The organism is uncultured Lacinutrix sp., from assembly GCF_947500325.1.
GTDB lineage: Bacteria > Bacteroidota > Bacteroidia > Flavobacteriales > Flavobacteriaceae > Lacinutrix.
Genome location: NZ_CANMRQ010000016.1, coordinates 1 through 22,680, shown reverse-complemented (window position 1 = coordinate 22,680; position 22,680 = coordinate 1). Strand labels below are relative to the sequence as shown.

At 29.2% G+C, this 22,680-nt stretch carries 23 protein-coding genes; 19 read left to right on the top strand and 4 right to left on the bottom strand.

The genetic code is table 11. The features are described 5' to 3' along the window. Nucleotides 1–315 precede the first annotated feature (315 nt). From Q0997_RS15665 to Q0997_RS15655, 3 genes are read left to right on the top strand one after another with little or no spacing between them, the layout of a single operon-like run. Complete coding sequence (locus Q0997_RS15665; protein WP_299890482.1) at nt 316–870, top strand: sigma-70 family RNA polymerase sigma factor; 555 nt, start codon at nt 316–318, stop codon at nt 868–870. Then, nucleotides 871–1,680: a hypothetical protein gene (locus Q0997_RS15660; protein ID WP_299890480.1), complete on the top strand. Its 810-nt coding sequence runs from the start codon at nt 871–873 to the stop codon at nt 1,678–1,680. Nucleotides 1,681–1,690: 10 nt separating this feature from the next. Continuing rightward, nucleotides 1,691–2,131, top strand: coding sequence for a GNAT family N-acetyltransferase (locus tag Q0997_RS15655; RefSeq protein ID WP_299890478.1), 441 nt, complete (start codon nt 1,691–1,693; stop codon nt 2,129–2,131). Nucleotides 2,132–2,160: 29 nt separating this feature from the next. Here Q0997_RS15655 and Q0997_RS15650 read toward each other — a convergent pair whose 3' ends face one another. Continuing rightward, nucleotides 2,161–3,636: a helix-turn-helix domain-containing protein gene (locus Q0997_RS15650; RefSeq protein ID WP_299890476.1), complete on the bottom strand. Its 1,476-nt coding sequence runs from the start codon at nt 3,634–3,636 to the stop codon at nt 2,161–2,163. Between the two features lie 124 nt (nt 3,637–3,760). Here Q0997_RS15650 and aceB point away from each other — a divergent pair, with 124 nt between their 5' ends. The 5 genes from aceB (at nt 3,761) to Q0997_RS15625 (ending at nt 9,107) form a co-directional block, all read left to right on the top strand. Then, nucleotides 3,761–5,359 (top strand): malate synthase A, encoded by a 1,599-nt coding sequence (aceB, locus tag Q0997_RS15645; RefSeq protein ID WP_299890474.1) that lies wholly within the window; start codon nt 3,761–3,763, stop codon nt 5,357–5,359. Between the two features lie 72 nt (nt 5,360–5,431). After that, on the top strand, nt 5,432–7,042 hold the full coding sequence (locus Q0997_RS15640; protein ID WP_299890472.1) for an isocitrate lyase: 1,611 nt from the start codon (nt 5,432–5,434) through the stop codon (nt 7,040–7,042). A 313-nt stretch (nt 7,043–7,355) separates the two neighbouring features. Beyond that, on the top strand, nt 7,356–7,958 hold the full coding sequence (locus Q0997_RS15635; RefSeq protein WP_299890470.1) for a hypothetical protein: 603 nt from the start codon (nt 7,356–7,358) through the stop codon (nt 7,956–7,958). 11 nt (nt 7,959–7,969) lie between these two features. Beyond that, nucleotides 7,970–8,467: a DinB family protein gene (locus Q0997_RS15630; RefSeq protein ID WP_299890469.1), complete on the top strand. Its 498-nt coding sequence runs from the start codon at nt 7,970–7,972 to the stop codon at nt 8,465–8,467. Nucleotides 8,468–8,471: 4 nt separating this feature from the next. Further along, nucleotides 8,472–9,107, top strand: a complete 636-nt coding sequence (locus Q0997_RS15625; protein WP_299890467.1) for an HAD family hydrolase — start codon at nt 8,472–8,474, stop codon at nt 9,105–9,107. Here Q0997_RS15625 and Q0997_RS15620 read toward each other — a convergent pair. Continuing rightward, nucleotides 9,104–9,781: a class I SAM-dependent methyltransferase gene (locus tag Q0997_RS15620; protein WP_299890465.1), complete on the bottom strand. Its 678-nt coding sequence runs from the start codon at nt 9,779–9,781 to the stop codon at nt 9,104–9,106. The genes Q0997_RS15625 and Q0997_RS15620 overlap by 4 nt on opposite strands. A 139-nt stretch (nt 9,782–9,920) precedes the next feature. After that, complete coding sequence (locus Q0997_RS15615) at nt 9,921–10,133, bottom strand: hypothetical protein (RefSeq protein ID WP_299890463.1); 213 nt, start codon at nt 10,131–10,133, stop codon at nt 9,921–9,923. Between the two features lie 227 nt (nt 10,134–10,360). On the opposite strand from Q0997_RS15615, the gene trmD reads away from it, so the two are divergent. The 11 genes from trmD to Q0997_RS15560 all read left to right on the top strand — a co-directional run bounded on the left by trmD (nt 10,361) and on the right by Q0997_RS15560 (nt 22,004). Continuing rightward, nucleotides 10,361–11,038 carry a tRNA (guanosine(37)-N1)-methyltransferase TrmD gene (trmD, locus tag Q0997_RS15610; RefSeq protein WP_299890461.1) on the top strand — a complete coding sequence of 226 codons (678 nt, stop codon included), beginning with the start codon at nt 10,361–10,363 and terminating at the stop codon, nt 11,036–11,038. A gap of 3 nt (nt 11,039–11,041) precedes the next feature. Then, nucleotides 11,042–11,527: a GyrI-like domain-containing protein gene (locus Q0997_RS15605; protein WP_299890459.1), complete on the top strand. Its 486-nt coding sequence runs from the start codon at nt 11,042–11,044 to the stop codon at nt 11,525–11,527. Between the two features lie 232 nt (nt 11,528–11,759). After that, nucleotides 11,760–12,113 (top strand): 50S ribosomal protein L19, encoded by a 354-nt coding sequence (gene rplS, locus Q0997_RS15600; protein ID WP_299890457.1) that lies wholly within the window; start codon nt 11,760–11,762, stop codon nt 12,111–12,113. Nucleotides 12,114–12,282: 169 nt separating this feature from the next. After that, a complete protein-coding gene (locus Q0997_RS15595; RefSeq protein ID WP_299890456.1) occupies nt 12,283–12,495 on the top strand; it encodes a hypothetical protein in 213 nt (70 codons plus the stop codon). An 879-nt stretch (nt 12,496–13,374) separates the two neighbouring features. Further along, nucleotides 13,375–14,448, top strand: coding sequence for a YncE family protein (locus Q0997_RS15590; RefSeq protein ID WP_299890454.1), 1,074 nt, complete (start codon nt 13,375–13,377; stop codon nt 14,446–14,448). 115 nt (nt 14,449–14,563) lie between these two features. Then, on the top strand, nt 14,564–15,136 hold the full coding sequence (locus Q0997_RS15585; protein WP_299890452.1) for a pentapeptide repeat-containing protein: 573 nt from the start codon (nt 14,564–14,566) through the stop codon (nt 15,134–15,136). A gap of 152 nt (nt 15,137–15,288) precedes the next feature. Then, nucleotides 15,289–17,514, top strand: coding sequence for an NADP-dependent isocitrate dehydrogenase (locus Q0997_RS15580; RefSeq protein WP_299890450.1), 2,226 nt, complete (start codon nt 15,289–15,291; stop codon nt 17,512–17,514). Nucleotides 17,515–17,650: 136 nt separating this feature from the next. Next, nucleotides 17,651–20,026 (top strand): TonB-dependent receptor, encoded by a 2,376-nt coding sequence (locus Q0997_RS15575; RefSeq protein ID WP_299890447.1) that lies wholly within the window; start codon nt 17,651–17,653, stop codon nt 20,024–20,026. Nucleotides 20,027–20,030: 4 nt separating this feature from the next. Further along, complete coding sequence (locus tag Q0997_RS15570) at nt 20,031–20,843, top strand: DUF4249 domain-containing protein (RefSeq protein ID WP_299890445.1); 813 nt, start codon at nt 20,031–20,033, stop codon at nt 20,841–20,843. Between the two features lie 101 nt (nt 20,844–20,944). Continuing rightward, nucleotides 20,945–21,766, top strand: a complete 822-nt coding sequence (murQ, locus tag Q0997_RS15565; RefSeq protein ID WP_299890443.1) for an N-acetylmuramic acid 6-phosphate etherase — start codon at nt 20,945–20,947, stop codon at nt 21,764–21,766. Beyond that, a complete protein-coding gene (locus Q0997_RS15560) occupies nt 21,750–22,004 on the top strand; it encodes a DUF6095 family protein (protein WP_299890442.1) in 255 nt (84 codons plus the stop codon). The genes murQ and Q0997_RS15560 overlap by 17 nt, the downstream gene beginning before the upstream one ends. Here Q0997_RS15560 and Q0997_RS15555 read toward each other — a convergent pair. After that, on the bottom strand, nt 21,991–22,494 hold the full coding sequence (locus tag Q0997_RS15555) for a hypothetical protein (RefSeq protein WP_299890440.1): 504 nt from the start codon (nt 22,492–22,494) through the stop codon (nt 21,991–21,993). The two genes, Q0997_RS15560 and Q0997_RS15555, sit on opposite strands and share 14 nt — an antisense overlap. Between the last annotated feature and the right edge of the window lie 186 nt (nt 22,495–22,680).

The following is a 22,680-nucleotide window of genomic DNA, read 5'->3' as shown; positions in this document are numbered from 1 at the left end:
TTCTTAATATTTTCGTTAATTACTATAAATATTAAAATCATATAAAATAAATGAAAGACTTAACATCACAACTAGAACAATTTGAATCTTTTAAAATTGAAAACACAAAAATGATTATTGGTGTCATAAAAAAGGATCCATTGACAATGATTTAGATGACGACGATCTTGATTAGTAAATATCTATTACAATAATTATAAAGCTACCTTAAATTATGGTAGCTTTTTTATTACAATATATATTTGTTAATTATATTAAAACATTAGTTACTAATTAAATTATTTTAATTTATTTTTGAGACATACGTTATTAACTATGCAAGAAAGTGAAAAGTATTTACAAGCTCTTATTAAAGGAAACAATAAGACAATACTAGAAATATATAACAAATTCTTCCCTAAGATTAATTCTTTTATTATGCGTAATAATGGAAAAGAAGACGATGCTAAAGACGTGTTTCATGATGCGCTTATGTATTTAATAGCTAAGCACAAAGAAAAAAACTTAGTTCTTGCCTCTTTTGAAGGTTATTTGTTTACTATTTGTAAAAATATCTGGAGAAGTACAATAAAAAACAAAAAAGAATGGGTAATGAAAGATGGAGTTTTGCCACTAGTAGAAAAAGAAGATCATTTGGCGAACTTTACTTTAGAACAAAAACATTTAGAATTTTACCAAGAAAAATTCCAGTTATTATCTGATAATTGTAAGGAAATATTAAGTAACTATTTTAATGGTATGAGTTATGAAGATATTATGACTGACCTAGCATACAATTCTATTAATGTAGTGAGACAACGCGTTTTTAAGTGTAGAGCCAAAATTGTACAATTAATAAAGGCGGATACCCGTTATAAAACATTAGCATAGATGAACTCTAACCACAACGACAACATGCAAAAAATGATAGATGGCTATTTAAATGGCTCCCTATCATTAGAACAGAAAGCAGTTTTTGAAAAGCAAATAAATACAGATCAAGCATTAAAAGAAGAGTTACTCATCTATAAAGCTTTACAAGAGTCTTTTAATGAAAATGATTGGCACACTCTAGATAAGAATAGTAATATTGAAGATTTTAAATCCATTAAAAACCGTTTTAAGACTAAAGAATATCAAGATATTTCTAAAAACATTAAAAGCGTAGAAAGCCTATATTGTAATAAAAACAAAAAAAAATCTAATTCAATTTTTTATAAATTAGGTATAGCAGCTACAATTATATTATTCCTAGCTATTGGTTTACCTTTTATTTTTAATACTAATTCTCTAAACGATTATTATAACGACTATCAAAATTGGGATACCATACCTTCTTTAATAGAAAAAGGGTCGCAAAATGAATCTCAAAAAATAGAAGAATTATATACTTCTAAAGATTACAATAGTTTAATAAAGCTTTACGAAGCCAACAACACTAATAACTATAACAACTATAGCTTAATTAAAATTGGCCATATATATATAGAACTTGGGTTCACAGAAAAAGCAATAGAAGTATTTGATAAATTAATTGCTACTAAAAAACTTTCTAGCTCTAAAGGTTATTGGTATAAATTATTAGTCTATTTAAAAATAGAAGATAAAGAAAAAGCGATAGAGCAATTAAATATTATTTTACAAGATAAAAATAATTATAAGTATGAAGAAGCAAAAGAATTATCTAATAAGATAAAGTAAAAACAATATAATGCTAATTATAAAAGCAGAAATACAACACCTCAACGATTTAGTACCACTATTTGATGGATATCGTATTTTCTATAGACAAATCTCAAATAATGACGCTGTAAAAGCCTTTTTAAAAGAACGATTAGAAAAGCGAGATACTATTATTTTTATCGCTTACATAGGTGATAAAGCCGTTGGTTACACACAGTTATTTCATAGTTTCTCTTCTGTTGCAATGAAACCAATTTTTATATTAAACGATTTATTTGTAGATAGTAATTATCGCAAAAAAGGCGTTGGTGTTGCCTTAATGAACAAGGCAAAAATATTGTGTAAAGAATTAGAATATAAAGGTATTGGTTTACAAACAGAAACAACAAATCCTGCACAACATTTATACGAAAGCTTAGGCTGGAAAAAAGATTCTGATTTACAATATTTTTGGACTAATGAACATTAAATAAATTCACTATTTATTTAATTATGTTTCTAAGCAAACTTATCATTTAACTCTTCAACTATCATTTCTATCTTTTTGTTTTTTTCTGCCTTATCCAAAGTAACCGCAGGAGCTTGTCTTACTTTACAATCTTTTATAGTACAGCGCTCGCAGGTAACACCAACAGTTTCAGTTTTAATATTAGCATCTTCTATAAAATTAATTTTACGTTTTAATTGCTTATTAATAAGTAAACCAACACTTATACTACGATAATGATTCTCTTTAAAGGGGTCTTTTGTTGCAGAAGACAATATTAAATACCGCATACCATCTTGCTGATAATTAGAAATTTGAATATCAAATTCATGCTCTTTTTTACTTTTACTAATATCGTTTAAGACCTTTAAAGACACCCAACGCCTACAATAATGCTCATCGGTTTCATTAGCATGTGGTGAGTGTTGATGCGATAGATGCAGTTCTTTTTTTAAATAAAACTTATTAGTATCTGCTTTGTGAGTAAACCTCAAAAAGAATAAATTTTGAATATTGAAAGATTTTGGTAAAATGTTAGTTAAACGCTGGTAGAAAGATTCTGGAGACGCATTAAAATTACCTAATACTTTTAAAAATAGCGTTTTATCAAAAGTCTCTTTTGCAAACACATCATTTAATTGTGTTGTTATTTTTGCATTTGGCAAAATTAAAGCACCAGCAAAATAAGAAGCATAAAAATTATTAAGCACTTGATCAAAAGCATCAAATTTAATCCATGGAAAGGTATATAATCGATCTTTAATCTCTAGAAAATTATACGCTAACTCTTTTGCATAAATAAAAGTACGCTGCGCCTCATCTATTTCATTTGCCAACAATAATGTTTTCGTTTTTGGCACAAAAACAGAACGCAAATTATCTAAAGCTTCATGCTTACTTAATTCATTGTCTTTAATAACATAGCCATATTCTTCAATTAAGATATCTTCTAATTCTTTAAAGGAAAAAGGTTGACTTAAATCAATTTGATACGCTTTTACAAACTTTAAAACACTTTTTTCTAAATCATCAAAATAATTATTATTTGCTTCTTGAAAAGAACGTACCGAAGCCAAGAAAAAGCTCTCTCTACTAAAATTATAATGCTGTGCTATTTTAATAATAGTACTAATAAAAGCATTTACTTTTGCTGGTGCGTTAGCAACAATGTCTATTAAATTACTTTCTTTAATGCCAAAAAGATCTAAAGGTATTTCTTTTAAAATTTTAGACTGTAATAAATCCCCAATTGGCGCTAAATTCTTATCTAGTTTTAAAGACACCATTTGGTCGTATGGTACATCCAACTTATCAGAAAGTATTGCAATTTTATCTGGTTTAGGGTACTTCTTCCCTTTTTCTATTTCGTTTAAATACGATTTTGATAATCCAGTAAGTTTAGACAAGCCAAAAAGAGATAGACTTTTATCTGTTCTAATCTGTTTCAATTTTAACCCAAATATGAGTTTAATATATTCTTCTTCCATAATTAAAAACAAAAATACACTTTTTCGCGAATTCAATCAAAAAAACGAATTATTCATTTTTAGCGAACGTTCGCTTGTTTTTTATAATTGTTTTATTTAATATTGTGTCATAAAATATTTAACAATGGAAAACACAGTATTAAAATTGCCAAAAATGCAGTTCTCAAAAGATGTTAAAAATTACTATCCAGAAATTTTAACAGATAAGGCTTTAGCCTTTATTACTGCCCTTCATGAAAAATTTAATAATCAACGATTATTACTATTAAAAAGAAGAGAAGAACAACAAACTATTTTTGATAGCGGTAAATTCCCTGAGTTCCCCAGAGAGACTAAAGCTATTAGAAATAGCGATTGGAAAGTGAATTACATCCCTAAAGACCTACAAGACAGACGTGTAGAAATAACTGGACCTGTAAATAGAAAGATGATAATTAATGCTTTAAATTCAGGTGCCAAAACCTTTATGGCCGATTTAGAAGACAGCAATGCTCCTAGTTGGAAAAATACAATTGATGGCCAAGCAAACCTTATAGATGCAAATAAAAAAACCATCTCATTAGTAGATCTTAAACGTAATAAGACATACAAACTAAATGAAAATACTGCAGTTTTATTAGTTAGACCTAGAGGTCTACATTTAAACGAACGACATATAATAATTAATAATGAAGAAACCTCTGGTAGCTTAGTAGATTTTGGTTTATATGTATTTCACAATGCCAAGACACTAATAGAAAATGGTTCTGCTCCTTATTTCTACTTACCAAAATTAGAACATTATTTAGAAGCACGTTGGTGGAATGAAATTTTCGAATTTGCAGAAAACTATTTAAATGTTTCTGTAGGTACATTTAAAGCAACGGTTTTAATAGAAACTATTACTGCGAGTTTTCAATTAGATGAAATTATTTATGAACTTAAAGATCATATTGTAGGTTTAAATTGTGGTCGTTGGGATTATATATTCTCATATATTAAAAAATTTAGAAACCATCCAAACTTTATTGTTCCAAATCGTGATCAAGTTACCATGACAACACCGTTTATGGATGCTTACTCAAAATTAGTTATTCAACGTTGCCATAAACGTGGTATTCTTGCTATTGGCGGAATGGCCGCACAAATCCCAATTAAAAATAATGATGTCGCCAATAAAATTGCTTTAGAAAAAGTAAGAAAAGATAAAGAACGTGAAGTTAAAAATGGACATGACGGCACTTGGGTTGCACATCCGGCATTAGTAGATATTGCTATGACAGAGTTTAACATACATATGCCACAAGCAAATCAATTACACATTACAAGAGATGATGTACAAATTACCGAAGCTGATTTAGTTGAACTTCCCCTTGGCACAGTTACCGAATCTGGTATTAGAAAAAATATAAATGTAGGCATTTTATATACTGAAGCTTGGCTTCGTGGTCATGGTGCCGTTGCACTTTATAATTTAATGGAAGATGCTGCGACAGCAGAAATCTCTAGAACACAAGTATGGCAATGGTTAAAAAACGAAGTAAAACTAGAAGATGGAAGAACATTCAACATTGAACTATATATTGATTTATTAGATAGCGAAGTAGAAAAAATTATTACAGAATTTGGAGAAGACCACTTAAAAAATAGCAAGTTTAAATTAGCTATTGAGTTATTCGACAAACTAGTGCTATCTGAAGAATTCATTGAATTTCTAACGCTTCCGGCATACCAATACCTATAAAAAACAATCCTGCGATTGCGGCAACAATCAACAGGATCTAATTATTAATAATAAATAACGTATTACAAAATTATGAAAAATTATAATTCCGCTATCGAAATTGTTCGTAAATTAAAAGCTAAACACGGAAACAATTGGGCTACTATAAAACCAGAAAACGCAGCCCGAATTGCTGTTCAAAATAGATTTAAAACAGGATTAGACATTGCTAAATACACCGCTGCAATTATGAGAAAAGATATGGCTGCGTATGATGCAAATCCAATGAACTATACACAATCATTAGGTTGCTGGCATGGCTTTGTAGCACAACAAAAAATGATTGCTGTAAAAAAACATCATGGTACTACAAATAAAAAATACTTATATCTTTCTGGTTGGATGGTAGCAGCATTACGTTCAGAACTTGGTCCTTTACCAGATCAATCTATGCATGAAAAAACAGCAGTTCCTAAACTAATTGAAGAAATATATACTTTTTTACGTCAAGCAGATGCTGTAGAATTAAATGACCTTTTTCGACGTCTTGATGCAGGAGAAGATGTACAAGCAGATATTGATAATTTCGAAACACATGTGGTTCCTATTATTGCAGATATTGATGCTGGTTTTGGTAATGAAGAAGCTACTTTTTTACTTGCAAAAAAAATGATAGAAGCTGGTGCTTGCGCATTACAAATAGAGAACCAAGTATCTGATGCTAAACAATGTGGTCATCAAGATGGAAAAGTAACAGTACCTCATGAAGATTTCATTGCCAAACTTAATGCGCTTCGTTATGCATTTTTAGAACTTGGTATAGAAGATGGTATTATCGTAGCTAGAACAGACTCTGAAGGAGCTGGTTTAACACAAAAACTTCCAGTATCTCAAGAAAAAGGAGATTTAGCATCTCAATATATAGACTTTATAGAAGCCGAAGAAGTTACTGTAGAAAGTGTAAAAGATAATGATGTATTATTTAAACGTAATGGTAAATTAGTACGTCCAGTACGCATGCCTAATGGTTTATATAAATTTAAAGAAGGTTCTAATATTGATCGTGTTGTTCTAGATTGTATAACAAGCTTACAAAACGGAGCAGATTTACTTTGGATAGAAACACCAACACCTCATGTTGGCCAAATTGCACACATGGTAAACAGAATTAAAGAGACCGTTCCCAATGCAAAATTAGTGTATAATAACTCACCATCTTTTAATTGGACATTAAACTTTCGTAATCAAGCATATGAAGAAATGCTCATGGAAGGAGAAAACATGACGGCTTACGATAGGAATAATTTAATGAATGTAGAATACGACTCTACAGAATTAAGTTATCGTGCAGATGAAAAGATTAAAACCTTTCAGGTAGATGGAGCAAGAGAAGCTGGTATTTTTCATCATTTAATAACTTTACCAACATATCATACTACGGCACTACATATGAATAATTTAACAGAAGGCTATTTTGGAAAAGAAGGTATGTTGGCTTATGTAAGAGATGTACAAAGGCAAGAAATTCGTAAAGGTGTATCTTGTGTAAAACACCAACGTATGGCTGGTTCAGACTTGGGTGATGACCATAAAACTTTTTTTGCAGGCGATAAAGCGCTAAAAGCTAGCGGAGAAAAGAATACTAGCAATCAATTTGAAGTAAAAAACAGTAATGTTGAACTTGAAGCTGTTTTAAGTAAATAAAAAAGAATCTTTAGTTAATATTTATATAAAGGCGATACCTAGCAGTATCGTCTTTTATATTTTAATATAACTTAAGGAGTTTAGGATTCTCCATTACTAGTTTTCACTCTAATTTTAAATCATTATCTAGTTATCAATCGTAAAAAACAATAGATTATGTAACATTTATATATCATAAGACACATATTATTTATAACTCGCATAATTATGAAAACATAACACATATACATTAGGTTTACATTCTTGACTATTATGTAAAATCCTCTCAACTAAACAAACACATATACCATAATATTTTAACTAAACAAAAGCTATGAAATTATTAAAAGGTTTTTACATTTATGTTTTAATTGCAAGTCTCATCACAATTTTCAACAATTTGAACAACTTGTTAAACCTAACAGTTATTGTTAGTTTAATTGGAATCATATCTTCTATATCATTTTTTACAAGAAAATCTAATTTCTACTTTTTAGCTGTTATTTGGATCATTGTTCAAATTCCATATCTAGTAACTAACAACTTTACTTTAGACCTTTCACAATTTTTAAATATTCATCTATCGATTACATTTGGTTCACTTTCTTTTGGAATTAATGCTCAAATACTATTACTACTACTCACAAAGCAAATTTTACTATCAGCATTTTTATTCAAAAAAGTAACTTTTAAAGCATATACAGAAAATCTAAAATTAAAAAGAGATAAAGAATATACTTTTACTCCAATAGATATTATATCAAAAAAACTAATAGGAAATTCCGAAATAGAACTAGAGAATGAAATTTATACCAAAATTAAATTTGATCCTCAAAAAAATGAAAGAATCAAAAAAGCTGGAATTACTTTAAGTTCTCAAAATGGAAACTCAGAAATAAAGGCTACTGTAGAATATAGACTAAATAATAATTCATAGAATCATAGCGCATGAAAGGATATAGAAATAACGGAGCAATTGGAGCTTTACTAGATGAATATGAAAAATCTCTAAATGAACTCATTAATACAATCAAAAACATTTCTTCCAGTCAATTGATTAAAATTATTGACAACAAAACAAAGGACAAAGACTGTACATCTATTCAAGCAATTTTAACTCACATTGTTCAAAGTGGCTATACTTATGTGGTTGAAGTTAGAAAATGGCTAGGTGAAGACATTGAGTATAAAGATAAAGCACTATTAAGTTCTACAGATGAATATATTAATGCCTTAAAAAAAATGTTTAAATTCAATGAACAGTTATTTCAAGATTACCCTAATTTAATACTCTGTGAATATGATTCTAACAAAAAAATAAATACACGTTGGGGACAAAAATACGATGTAGAACAATTATTTGAACATGCCATAGTACATACACTAAGACATCGTAGACAAATTGAAAAAGCCAAACTTATAATAAACTCCAATAAACAGTTATAGTCTCGTGAAATATAAATGTATAATTTTTGATTGTGATGGCGTTCTCGTCGATAGTGAAGAAATTTCTAATGCTGTGCTTATACAAATGGCAAATGAAGTTGGCGCAGAAATAACCATGGAATATGCTTTCAAAAACTTCTTAGGCAGATCGCTACAAAGTTGTTTTAAACATATTGAGAAACTAATTGAAAAAGAGCTACCTAATAGCTTTGAAAAAGATTACAGAAATAGAACTTTTGCAGCATTTAAAAAAGACTTAAAACCAATTAAAGGCATACACGAATTACTCGATAAAATTTCAATACCATTCTGTGTAGCCTCAAGTGGACCAATTGGAAAAATAAAGCTAAACTTAACTACAACTAAACTAATTGATAAGTTTGAAAACAGAATGTTTAGCTCTTATGAAATAGGCAGCTGGAAACCCAATCCCGAAATATTTGAATACGCAGCAAAAAAAATGGGATTTAAACCTAGCGAATGCGTTGTAATTGAGGATAGTTTAGCTGGTATTAGAGCTGGACGAAAAGGCGGATTTGATGTCTTTGGATTTACAAACGAAAACAATAAAAGTGAATTTACAAAAGAAGGTGCTAAAGTGTTTTTTGAAATGAATAAGCTATACAAATTATTAAGCTAAAAAACAGTATAAAGCTTAGTAACTATAATACCTTTGCTATCATTTAAAACAATAGACAATAATTTTTTTTCTTCTTTTACCTTAAAATTAAATGGAGACTCTAATAAATTTATACCACTTTGTTTTTTAAGTCTAATACCTTGTCCAGAAATAATATCTTTATTAGGTAAAAAATGGCCTTCAGGTAAATGCTCAGTTAAAATAACGTATTTAAAATCTGTTAATTTTCTAACTATACTTTTCACTTCTGCGTTAGATAAATGCTGTAACACTTGTCTTAATAAAACACAATCTCCAGAAGGTAAATCATTTTTCGCGATATCCAAACAATGAAATTCTAAATTGTCTGCTTTAAACTTTTCTTTATTATCTTCTATAAGATCATTTACTATATCTACCGCAATATATTTCTTAGTATGCTTTACCAATGTTTTTCCTACATTAAAATCTCCACAACCTAAATCGCATACTGTAAGCGGCGTTTTAAAAGAACTTAAAAATGAAATTACAATATTTATATATGGATTTATTATCTCTGGATCATGAGATCCATCACCTGAATAAAAACTAGATGCATTATCTCCCCAAAGTTTCATTTTATAAACCTGTTCCATAGCATCTTTAGTTGGCCATGGCTTCTTTATTTTTTGAGCTGTACTACTATTCTTCTTCATTAACACTAAGTTATTACACTTATAGTCTAAAACAAAAACTATGTGTGCATAAATGTAATATTAAAAATTGCCTAATAATGTGATATCATGAAAAAAACGAGCAAAAATTGCTCGTTTTTTATAAATTAAGCTAGCAATATTAACATATATCACATATACTATTACAAGAACGGGTAACACAAATTGCACCATCATCTGTATGAGGAACTGGTGTTGGCCATTTAATAGGTAAATCGCTAGGACAATACTGAGATTGATCTGTAGTAGGTGAACCTCCTAAAATATTAGTCATTCCTATTTTAGAGATAATTGTTTTTTTTAAAGACAAATGCGTGATCTTTTTTTTCTTCATGGTTTATATATTGAAAGATTAATAATCCATTACAAGTAAAAGAAAAAACAAATTATACATATACATCAGTTTCCGAAACAACAAATTCGTTTGCCAAAAGTGTCTGTTTAATTGCTAAACACATAACTGTATATTGTTATTGATTCTTCACTAAATTAGTTACATAAATCTAATCATAAATCTTATCTTCATTTCAATTATCTTTGCGTTCTTATAAAGAGAGTTTGATGAGAATTGATATTATTACTGTTTTACCAGAATTATTAAAAAGCCCTTTTGAAGCTTCTATTTTAAAAAGAGCAATAGAAGCAAAATTGGTTTCTGTACACTTTCATAATTTACGAGACTACACAACAGACAATTATAAATCTATAGACGACACACAATTTGGTGGTGGCGCTGGCATGGTAATGATGTGCGAACCTATAGATAAATGTATTTCTGCATTAAAAGCAGAACGTAATTATGATGAGGTTATTTATATGACTCCAGATGGCAACACCTTAAATCAAGGTATTGCTAACAAATTATCTTTAAAAGAAAATATTATTATTCTTTGCGGTCATTACAAAGGTGTAGATCAACGTATAAGAGATATGTTTATTACTAAAGAAATATCTATAGGCGATTATGTATTATCTGGAGGAGAATTAGGAGCTGCAGTACTATGTGATTCAATTATTAGATTAATACCTGGTGTTTTAGGTAATGAAACTTCTGCCCTAACCGATTCGTTTCAAGATAATTTACTAGCTCCACCAATTTATACCAAACCAAGAGATTATAAAGGGCATCATGTTCCAGAAGTACTATTAAGTGGACATGCAGCAAATATTGAAAAATGGCGTGAAGAACAAGCTTACCAAAGAACAAAAAAGCGTAGACCAGATTTATTAGAAGATTGAGTAATGTATAAAGAACCCAGAATAGAAACACTTAAAGAAAAAAAACTTGTAGGTCAATGTATAGCAATGTCTCTAGTAGATAATAAAACATTCGAATTGTTTTCTAGTTTTATGCCTAATAGAAAAACAATTAAAAATACCATAAGTAAGGACATATATGAAGTCATGATTTATAGTGATTTACATTTTAAAAATTTTAATCCAACGCATACATTCGAAAAATGGGCAGCTTTAGAAGTTTCAAATAATGAAACAATTCCAGATAATATGAGAACCTTTAATCTAGAAACTGGATTATATGCTGTATTCCATTACAAAGGTTTACCTCAAGGTTTTGGAGCTCTTATGACATATATAATAACTCAATGGATACCAAGTTCAAACTATAAACTAGATAATAGACCGCATTTTAATATTCTAGGTGAAAAATATGCAAAAGGCTCTCCAGACTCTGAAGAAGAGGTTTGGATTCCTATAAAAAAACAATAAACCCTTAAAAGCCTGTGTTAAGGATTGAGCAATTGTTGGAGCTCATCTTTGATAGCGACTAGCGAAAGCCTGGCTTTTTACGCCATTTTAAAGCGTGAAAAGCAACACCTAAAAAAAACAAATAATCTATTGCAGATTAGTAATTAATACTTATTTTTGCAGCCAATTTCGGGTTAACCTCTGGCGAAGTACGTGAATGTTGTTCTGGATTAAAAACTAAAAAAATATAAAGATGGAATCTTTAGTAAAATTTGTACAAGACGAGTTTGTAACAAGAAAAGACTTTCCAGAATTTTCTGCTGGTGATACAATTACTGTATACTACGAAATTCGTGAAGGTGAAAAAAGTAGAACACAGTTTTTTAGAGGTGTAGTACTACAAAGAAGAGGATCTGGATCATCAGAGACTTTTACAATTAGAAAAATGTCTGGAACAGTTGGTGTAGAGCGTATCTTCCCAGTTAATTTACCTGCATTACAGAAAGTTGAAGTAAATAAAAGAGGTAAAGTTCGTAGAGCAAGAATCTTTTACTTTAGAGGTCTTACTGGTAAGAAAGCTAGAATTAAAGAAGCAAGAAGAAAATAATTTCTTTTCTTTTATAATATTAAAAAAGCCTAACTTATTTAAGTTAGGCTTTTTTGTATACCTCAATTAAGAGATAGATAATATACTATAATTAATAGTATTTTATTTTTTAGGGTAACATTTTCCTTACGCTATTGATATAATACTATAAATCATAAAATAGTATATCATGAAGAAAAAAAATCTAAAATCGTTAGCCTTAAACAAAAAGGTGATTTCAAAAATTAACAACCAGCTTAAAGGAGGTGTTTTTCGCACCGCTGGATGTTATACTGTACAAATATGTCCTATTGATCCACTTTCAAGCGAATGCGAACCATTAGAACCTATTAATGTTGATTCTTGGGGTAGTTGCCATCCATGTGCTACTATTATTTGTTAAAAAAATAATATTTAAAAGGCGAACTAATATTCGCCTTTTAAATATTTATAGACTTCTCTTTATTAAATATAATTCAAAAAAACATAGAACGATATCAACAATTGTTAATAAAGTAAGTTTATAACTAGTTGATAAATAAGATGTTAAAAAAATTGTTTTTATAAAACTTATAATGTAACTTTATAAAACAATTAATAACAACTTTAGTTGGTTACGAGGTAAAATCCGAATTTGTGTTAATTGATTTTAAAGATTTATTCTTTAAAATATATACTTAATTAGTTAAATTTTTAAGTATCAATTGTTTTTTGAGGTTTTGAAAATACCATATGTAGATATGATTATTTAAAAATCATGATGTTTATTAATTATAGTATGTTTAGGCAGGTTATAATTAAATAAATTGAAAGTTTCAGAAGAAGTAGTAGAATCGAAAGTGCGCACGAAAAAAAAGAAACAAGACTTTAAAGTAAATACAACATGAAAATGAAGTACACGCTTTAAGTTTCAAGAAAAACAATTGAGAGATACATAAGGAGTAACAAGTCAATACATTTTGAAAGTTACCCAAATGTATCATTGATTTAACAGATTTTGAATTTAAAAGATGTAAAACGAAAGTTTTAGATTGATTTAGTGAGAGCTAAATAGGTCAGTTGATGTTATTTCAAAGAAAGCCATAACAATAATAGTTTAATCTATAGTGTTATGGCTTTTATCTTTTTAACCTACCAAAAAACAAGCATCTAAAAATGTAACGTTTTTGTTTATTTTCCGCAAACCTAAAAAAGAGTAGAGCTATTTTATTTTAAGTCCCTAAAATACCAGTGCACCTACATTTGTTTTTAAAATTACTAATCCAATTTAAAAGTAAAACAAATGAAAAAACAATTTTTATTTTTAGCACTAATCTCTCTAACGTTCTATTTTACATCTTGCGAAACAGAAACATTAGACAAAGAGATTGAAAACATTGAGAAAAATGAAGATCAAATTCAAGAAAAAGGATATGGTCATTATTATAGAAAAAACTATTTCTTAGTTGCAAATAGAGGTGCCTCTACTGTTAGCATTTTTAATGCAAAAACAACAACTTTTATTCAAGACATTACATTACCAGATCCTGGTGCACAACCAACTTACTTAGCATATAGTAGATGGAACAATAGTTTTTATGTTGGAGACTTTGCAAATAGTAAGGTTTTATATTATGATGCAGACACCTTTGATTATCAAGGAGAAATAACAATAGAACAAGGAGCATTTCATATGTGGATAAATGATTATGCTGGTCAATTATGGGTAAATAATATAGTATCTAAAACAACATCTGTTATTGACTTATCTACAAATACTTTAATTCAAAATTTACCATTACCTACTAATGAAATTCCAGAATTAACAGCTAATGCTGTGCAACACGATGTAACTATATCGCCTAGTGGTTATGCTGCCTATGTTACTATTTTAGATGGAAATAATACTAGTTATGTAGTAATGTATAATACACAAACATTACAATACATTAGGCATGAAGTTGTAGGCGGAGACGCCCATATATTACCAGTAGGCACAAAATTATATGTACCTACTCAAAATGCAAATGAAATAAGTGTTCTTAATAGATTTAATCTAAACCCACAAACAACCATCCCATTTCAAGCAACACATGGAATAACAAGAAAAGGAAAATATGTCTTTACAACTGGAATTACTGAAAATAAACTAGGCGTTATTAATAGGTTTACAAACCAAGTAGTTTCAGAGACTACTACCGAGTTTAATATCCCACATAACGTAGAAGTAAATAGAAGAGGTAATGTTTTATTTGTATCATTCTCTGGTAGTACATCTACTAAAGTGGCATTCTATAAAATAAAACGAAATGGAACGTTAATTAAATTGTCTGATTATGATTCAGGATTAAACCCTTTTGGGGTTTTAGAATATTAAAAATACTTTAAAATAGCTTTTATTCTTAAATATAAAAGATCATCTAAAATTTTAGATGATCTTTTTATTTTAAAACCTTTTCTTGTTTTTCATATATTTATCTCAAATATATATAATGAATTTATCATTTATAGCCGATAAAACGTTTAAAGGTATTGATTATACATCAAATCACTTACCTAAGGCCGAATACGATAATTGTACTTTTATTGATTGTGATTTTAGCAAATCTTACTTATCTACAATTTCTTTTTTAGAATGTGAGTTTATAAATTGTAATTTTAGCTCTGTAAAATTAAAAGCAACTACTTTTAAAGATGTCGTTTTTAATGAATGTAAATTATTAGGCGTTCCGTTTAATGAATGTAATACTTTTTTACTAGCTATGTCTTTTATTAAATGCCAATTAAATTTAGCTTCTTTCTATAATTTAAAACTTAAAAGCACACAATTTAAAGATTGTAAACTTGAAAAAACAGATTTTGCTCAAGCAGATTTATCACAGGTACAATTCAACAATTGTGATTTAAATTTAGCTGTTTTTGAAAATACAATTTTAGAAAATACAGATTTCCGTAATGCATTTAACTATTCTTTTTCTGCAGAAAACAATAGAGTTAGAGGTGCAAAATTCTCTAAAGATGGTATTCTAGGTTTATTATCTCACTATAATATCCATATCGAATAATTTTTATATAAATTTTTATCAATTTGATAATTTATAACATTGAATTTTAAAGGCATCTCAAAACAAAAAGCCTCATTTTTTTGCGCTTTAAAATACTGTTTGAATTTCGTATATTCGCAGCACGAATTTAAAAAATAACACCCTTAATATATATGTCTACAATACCAAAAATCATTTATACAAAAACCGATGAAGCTCCAGCTTTAGCAACACGTTCTTTTTTACCAATAGTAAAAAAGTTTGTAGAATCTTCTGGGATTAATATAGAAACTAAAGATATTTCATTGGCAGCAAGGATATTAGCAATATTTCCGGATTTTTTAAATGATGATCAAAAGGTAAGTGACGATTTAGCATTTTTAGGTGAGTTAGCTAAAAAACCAGAAGCAAACATTATAAAATTACCAAATATTAGTGCTTCTATTCCACAATTAAAAGCAGCAATTAGTGAATTACAGTCACAAGGTTTCGGTATTCCTAATTATCCTGATGAACCAGAAAATGATAGCGAAAAGGAAATAAAATTACGTTATAACAAAATTAAAGGAAGCGCTGTAAATCCTGTGCTTCGTGAAGGAAATTCTGATCGTCGTGCTCCAAAAGCCGTAAAAAACTACGCTAAGAAGAATCCACATTCAATGGGTGCTTGGTCTGGAGATTCTAAATCTCATGTAGCAACTATGACGGCAGGAGACTTCGCCCATAATGAGCAATCTGTAACCATAACTAATGCAACTTCAGTAAAAATCGTACATACAGATAATAGTGGAAAAACAATAACCTTAAAAGATAATCTTGATTTATTACAGGGAGAAATTATTGACGCCACTGTAATGAGTAAAAAAGCTTTATTAGACTTTTTAGAAGAGCAAGTTGCAGATGCTAAAGAGAAAAACGTATTGTTTTCTTTACATATGAAAGCTACGATGATGAAAGTAAGTGACCCTATTATTTTTGGTCATGCTGTTCGTGTATTTTTTAAAGATGTTTTTTCTAAACATGGTGAGACATTTGAAGAGATTGGTGTAGATGTAAATAATGGTTTTGGTAACTTATTAAGTAACTTAAACGAATTACCTGAAGCTAAACGTAATATTATTGAAAACGATATTAAAGCTGCTATAGAAAACGGACCATCATTAGCAATGGTAAATAGTGATAAAGGCATAACAAACTTACACGTACCTAGTGATGTCATTATTGATGCCTCTATGCCAGCGATGATACGTAACTCAGGACAAATGTGGAATGCAGAAGGGAAATCTCAAGATACCAAAGCAGTAATTCCAGACAGTAGTTATGCCGGTATTTACACAGCAACTATAAACTTCTGTAAAGAACATGGTGCTTTTGATCCTACAACAATGGGAACAGTTCCTAATGTTGGCTTAATGGCACAAAAAGCTGAAGAATATGGTTCTCACGATAAAACTTTCGAAATAGAAAATACTGGAAAAGTTGAAGTAATTGATGCAAATGGCACTACTTTATTACAACATAATGTAGAAGCCGGAGACATATGGAGAATGTGCCAAGTTAAAGATGCTCCAATTCAAGATTGGGTAAAACTAGCAGTAACAAGAGCTAGAGCTTCACAAACGCCAGCAGTTTTTTGGTTGGACGAAAACAGAGCACATGATGCAGAATTAATAAAGAAAGTAAATCTATACTTAAAAGATCATGATACTAATGGATTAGATCTAAGAATCTTATCTCCAATCAATGCAACTATATTTACTTGTAAAAGAATTAAAGATGGTCTAGATACAATTTCAGTTTCTGGAAATGTATTACGTGACTATTTAACAGATTTATTTCCAATTTTAGAAGTTGGAACGAGTGCTAAAATGTTATCTATTGTTCCTTTAATGAATGGTGGTGGTTTATTTGAAACTGGAGCTGGTGGATCTGCTCCAAAACACGTACAACAATTTACTAGCGAAAACCATTTACGTTGGGATTCTTTAGGAGAGTTTTTAGCATTAGCTGTATCATTAGAACATTTTAGTGAAGTAAATAATAATCCTAAAGCAAAAATTTTAGGAGATGCTTTAGATAATGCTACAGAAACATTATTAGAAAATAAAAAAGGACCTTCACGTAAAGCTGGTGAGTTAGATAATAGAGGAAGCCATTTTTATTTAGCTATGTATTGGGCTCAAGAACTAGCCAATCAAAACGTAGATAAAGAATTAAAAGCTGAGTTTACTTCTATTGCAAAACAATTGTCAGATAATGAGAACTCTATTGTAAGTGAACTTAATGATATTCAAGGACAACCTGTTAACATTGGTGGTTATTATGAACCAAAAGAAGATCTTATTAATACAGCAATGAGACCAAGTGTAACATTAAATAATATTTTAAACAACAACTAAACCTTTATAAATTAAGGTTATGTTAAAAGCTCCCAATTAGGGGGCTTTTTTTATATTTTTAATATATATATTTAGGTAACATTTTATAAAATTAATCGTCTAAATAATAAACCATCATCAAAAAATTTTAAAATTTATGCTATTATTTTTTAAAAGAGTTTTTAATTTCATTTTATTATGTCCATTACTTCTTTTAGGACAAGAAAAATTCACCTTAAGTGGTACCATAAATGAAGAGAAAAGTAATGAAACATTAATAGGTGTCAATATCTTATTTCCAGACCAAAACACAGGAACCATAACTAATGAATATGGGTTTTATTCCATTACTTTACCAGAAGGCACCTATAGATTAGTTTTAAGTTATGTTGGATATACAGAAAAAATAGAAACAATTATCCTTAATAAAAACACAAAAAAGAATTTCACTTTAATTGAATCTGCCGAAAATTTAGAAGAAGTTATTTTAAATGAAAATGTAGAAAAACTTAGTATAAAAAAACCTCAGATGAGTGTAAATGTGCTCTCCTCAAAAACGATAAAACAAATTCCTGTTGTACTTGGAGAAGCAGACGTCTTAAAAGCAATAACATTATTACCTGGTGTTACTAATGCAGGAGAAGGATCTTCTGGTTTTAATGTTCGTGGTGGTGCTGCGGATCAAAATTTAATTTTATTAGACGAAGCCACCGTTTTTAATTCTTCTCACCTATTTGGCCTATTTTCTGTATTTAATCCAGATGCAATAAAAGATTTAAAACTATACAAAGGTGGTATTCCTGCACGTTATGGAGGTAGGGTTTCATCTGTTTTAGATATATACCAAAAAGAAGGTAACAGTAAAAAATTTCATGTCAATGGAGGAATTGGTATTGTTTCTAGTAGACTACTAGCCGAAGGACCAATTAAAAAAGAAAAAGGCTCATTCCTATTAGGTGGAAGAAGTTCTTATGCTCATTTATTTTTACCACTTTTTGATATTGATAATATCGCTTATTTTTACGATTTAAATACAAAGTTAAGCTACAAACTTAATGATAATAACAATATTTATTTGTCTGGTTATTTTGGTAGAGATGTTTTTAGTTTAGCAGATAGTTTTGAAAACATTTACGGTAATACCATTTTAAATTTTAGATGGAATCATTTATTTTCAAATAAATTATTCTCAAACATGTCTTTAATTTATTCTGATTATTATTATGGTTTAAATCTAGATTTTGTAGAATTTGAATGGGATTCTGGAATTCAAAATTTCAATTATAAATATGATTTAAAGCATTATATAAATGACAAATTTAAATTACAATACGGTTTAAATAGTATTTATTATAAATTTAATCCTGGAGAAATAAGGCCTTCTACTCCAACTTCTGGTGTTAATGCAGATAAACTTATAGATAAATATGCTTTTGAAAATGCTATTTATATTGATACCGAACATAAGTTACTAGATAAATTAACACTTTCCTATGGTTTAAGACTAAGTTCATTTCTACGTTTAGGTCAAAATGAATTAAACATATACGATAATAATCAAGCTGTATCATTTAATGACGATTTTCAAATATATGAAAGTCAAGATGCAATTGGTACAGAATCTTTTAGCCGGAATAAAGTCATAAAATCATTTTTAAATCTAGAGCCAAGATTTTCATTAGCGTACCAACTTAACAATAATGCTTCTATAAAAGCTAGTTATAATCGCATGTCTCAATATTTACATTTACTATCCAATACAAGTTCACCAACGCCTTTAGATGTTTGGACACCAAGTGGAAAGTATGTTAAACCACAATTATTAGATCAATATGCAATAGGTTATTTTAAAAATATAAAAGATGGAGATTATTCTTTAGAAATAGAAAGTTATTATAAAGATGTAAGAAATAGAATTGATTACATAGACGGCGCTAATTTAATTGCCAATGATGCCATTGAAAGAGTAATATTAAATGGAAAAGCTAGAGCTTATGGTTTAGAAGTACTATTTAAGAAAAATGAAGGTAAACTTAAAGGCTGGATAGCATACACACTTTCAAAATCGGAACAAAAAACTGAGGGTCGCACGCCAAACGAAATAGGAATTAATAATGGCAACTGGTATAATACAGCTTACGACAAGACCCATGATTTATCTATAACTGCAAGTTATGACCTAAGCAAAAAATGGGACTTTAATGCTAATTTTATATTTCAAACTGGGCAACCAACAACCTACCCAGAAAGTCAATATATATACAATGGTATAGTAGTACCGAATTATAGTCAAAGAAATTCAACTCGTTTACCAAGTTATAATCGCTTGGATATTTCAGCTACTTATACACCAAAACCTGAAAAAACAAAAGGATGGCAAAGCTCTTGGGTTTTTGGTATTTACAATCTTTATAACAGAAGAAATGCTGCTTCAATATCCTTTTCAGAAAATAGTGATACAGGACAAAATGAAGCTACTAGATTAGCCATCTTTGGCATAGTCCCATCTATTTCTTATAACTTTAAATTCTAATAAAATGAAAAAAATCACCTATATATTAATACTAACTTTATTATACTTTTCATGTGAAGATGTTATAGAAGTTAATGTGCCTAATGGTCAAGAAAGATTGGTAATAGATGCTTCATTAAACTGGTTTGATGGAACAGATGGTAGTTATCAAACCATTCGTTTAACGCGTACAGCTCCATTTTTTGATAATCAAGTACCGCCTGCAATTGGGGCTATTGTATTTGTAACCGATCAAAACGATACTGTTTATAACTTTACAGACAGTAATGATGATGGTTTGTACGAATGTTTCGATTTCAATCCTCAACTAGATCAAACCTACACTCTAAATATAACCTACAATAACGAAGTATATGTTGGCTCTGAAACTATGACCAGCGTAGCTCCAATGGAGTTTGTAGAGCAAAATAACGAAGGTGGTTTCACTGGTGATATTATAGAATTAAAAATATTTTATACAGATCCTGCTAATCAAGAAAATTATTATTTATTTGAATATCAAGAAGAAAACGAAATTAGCCCATTCTTTCAAGTCTATGAAGATAAATTTACAGACGGTAATCAAATATTTGCTTTCTATAGCAATCCAGATAGCGAAATTGGAAACGGCATCGTCATAAAAAATTATGGCGTATCTAAACAATTTTACGAATTTATGTTCATTTTATTACAACAAACTTCTGATGGTGGCGGTGGCCCATTCGAAGTACAACCAGCTACTGTTCGAGGTAATTGCATAAATCAAACCAATCCAGATAATTATCCGTTTGGTTATTTTAGAGCTTCACAAGCAACCGAATTAATGTATACAATGTAAACGAGATTTCATACTCTCTCTGCAGGAGAAGCTCAAAATATCATTCAATAGCTAACAAAATATACCGTTAGAATTCGACACAATTATTGTATTTTTGAATTATGACATTTATTAAAACTACAGAGAAAGATTCTAATTATAATCATTTAGAAAAAATGACTATAAATGAACTTTTAATTAATATAAATAAAGAAGATAAAACGGTTCCCAGCGCAGTTGAGAAAGCATTACCTCAAATTGAAAAATTAGTTCAGCAAATAGTTTCTAAATTAAAATCTGGCGGGAGATTATTCTATATTGGAGCAGGAACAAGTGGCCGTTTAGGCATCGTTGATGCTTCAGAATGCCCTCCAACATTTGGAGTACCTTATGATATGGTTATTGGTTTAATAGCTGGTGGAGATAAAGCTATAAGAAAAGCTGTAGAGTTTGCTGAAGATTCTAAAACTCAAGGTTGGAATGATTTATTAAAAAATAATATTACTAGCAATGATATTGTTATAGGTATAGCTGCATCTGGTACTACTCCATATGTAATTCATGCTTTAGAAAACTGCAATAAAAAATCTATAATTACAGGATGTATTACTTGCAATAAAAATAGCCCATTATCTAATACTGCTAGATTTCCTATTGAAGTTGTTGTTGGTCCAGAATTTGTTACAGGAAGCTCGAGAATGAAGGCTGGAACAGCTCAGAAATTAGTTCTTAATATGTTAACCACATCTACTATGATAAAACTTGATAGAGTTAAAGGAAATAAAATGGTAGATATGCAATTAAGTAATAATAAATTAGTAGATAGAGGTGTTAAAATGATAATGTCTGAATTAAAAATTGATAAAATTTCTGCAAAAACATTATTAGAAAAACACGATAATGTTAGAGCATCAATAATAGCATATAATGAAAACAGAAACTAAAAGAACAGATAAAGAAGTCTTAGTAAAAGGATTGAAAAAAATGGGAGTTTCTTTAGCTTTAATGTTTACTGGTCCAACACTAATCTACATTGCTTTTAGTAATCAAAAAAAAGTATTATATATACCATTATTAATACTTGGTATATTAGCTTGCTCTGCTGCTATATTTTTCGCTTTTAAAGGAATAAATACAATTCTAGATAGTATGTTTAAAAGTACACGAACTAATTCAAATTAGTAACGCCCTTTGGTGTTGTTGGGTTATATCCAAAATTTGAATCTTCAATAGATATACCTAATCTATCCAATATATAGTTAATAATAGCATAGTGGTGAATTGTATGACTATTAGCTTGAGCTAATAAAGCAGCAAAAGTATAATCGATTCTTATCTTACCTGAACCTAAATCATCTATCACAACAACCTCTTTCTTCTTCTCTATATCAATAGTCTTTATTTTGGTTACAATCCTATTTAAATATTCTATAGCTGAATCACAACAACTTTCAACATCAAGATTCCTTTTACGTGCAGTTAAATCTACTATGCCATCATTATCCATATCTAGAGAGCAATCATAAAAATCATATATATGTCTAATGTGTGAACCTATACTAGAATAATAGGGAGATATTGTAGCATTACTTAACTCTTCATCAGAAAGCTTAATTAATAGTGTATTTGACTTTTGAAGTGTCTGTAGGGTTGATTGTATAATGTCGTTCATGTAAACGAATTTAAATAGAATTAATTGAATATTAAAATTAAACATTCTATTAGTCTAATTATTAAAAATGCCTTACAGATTTTAAGTAGATTTTAAATTAAAAACACCCATTATGATTATAAAAGTATTAAACAAAAAAAATCCTCAACAAATACATGTTGAGGATTAAAAAAGGCGACGACCTAC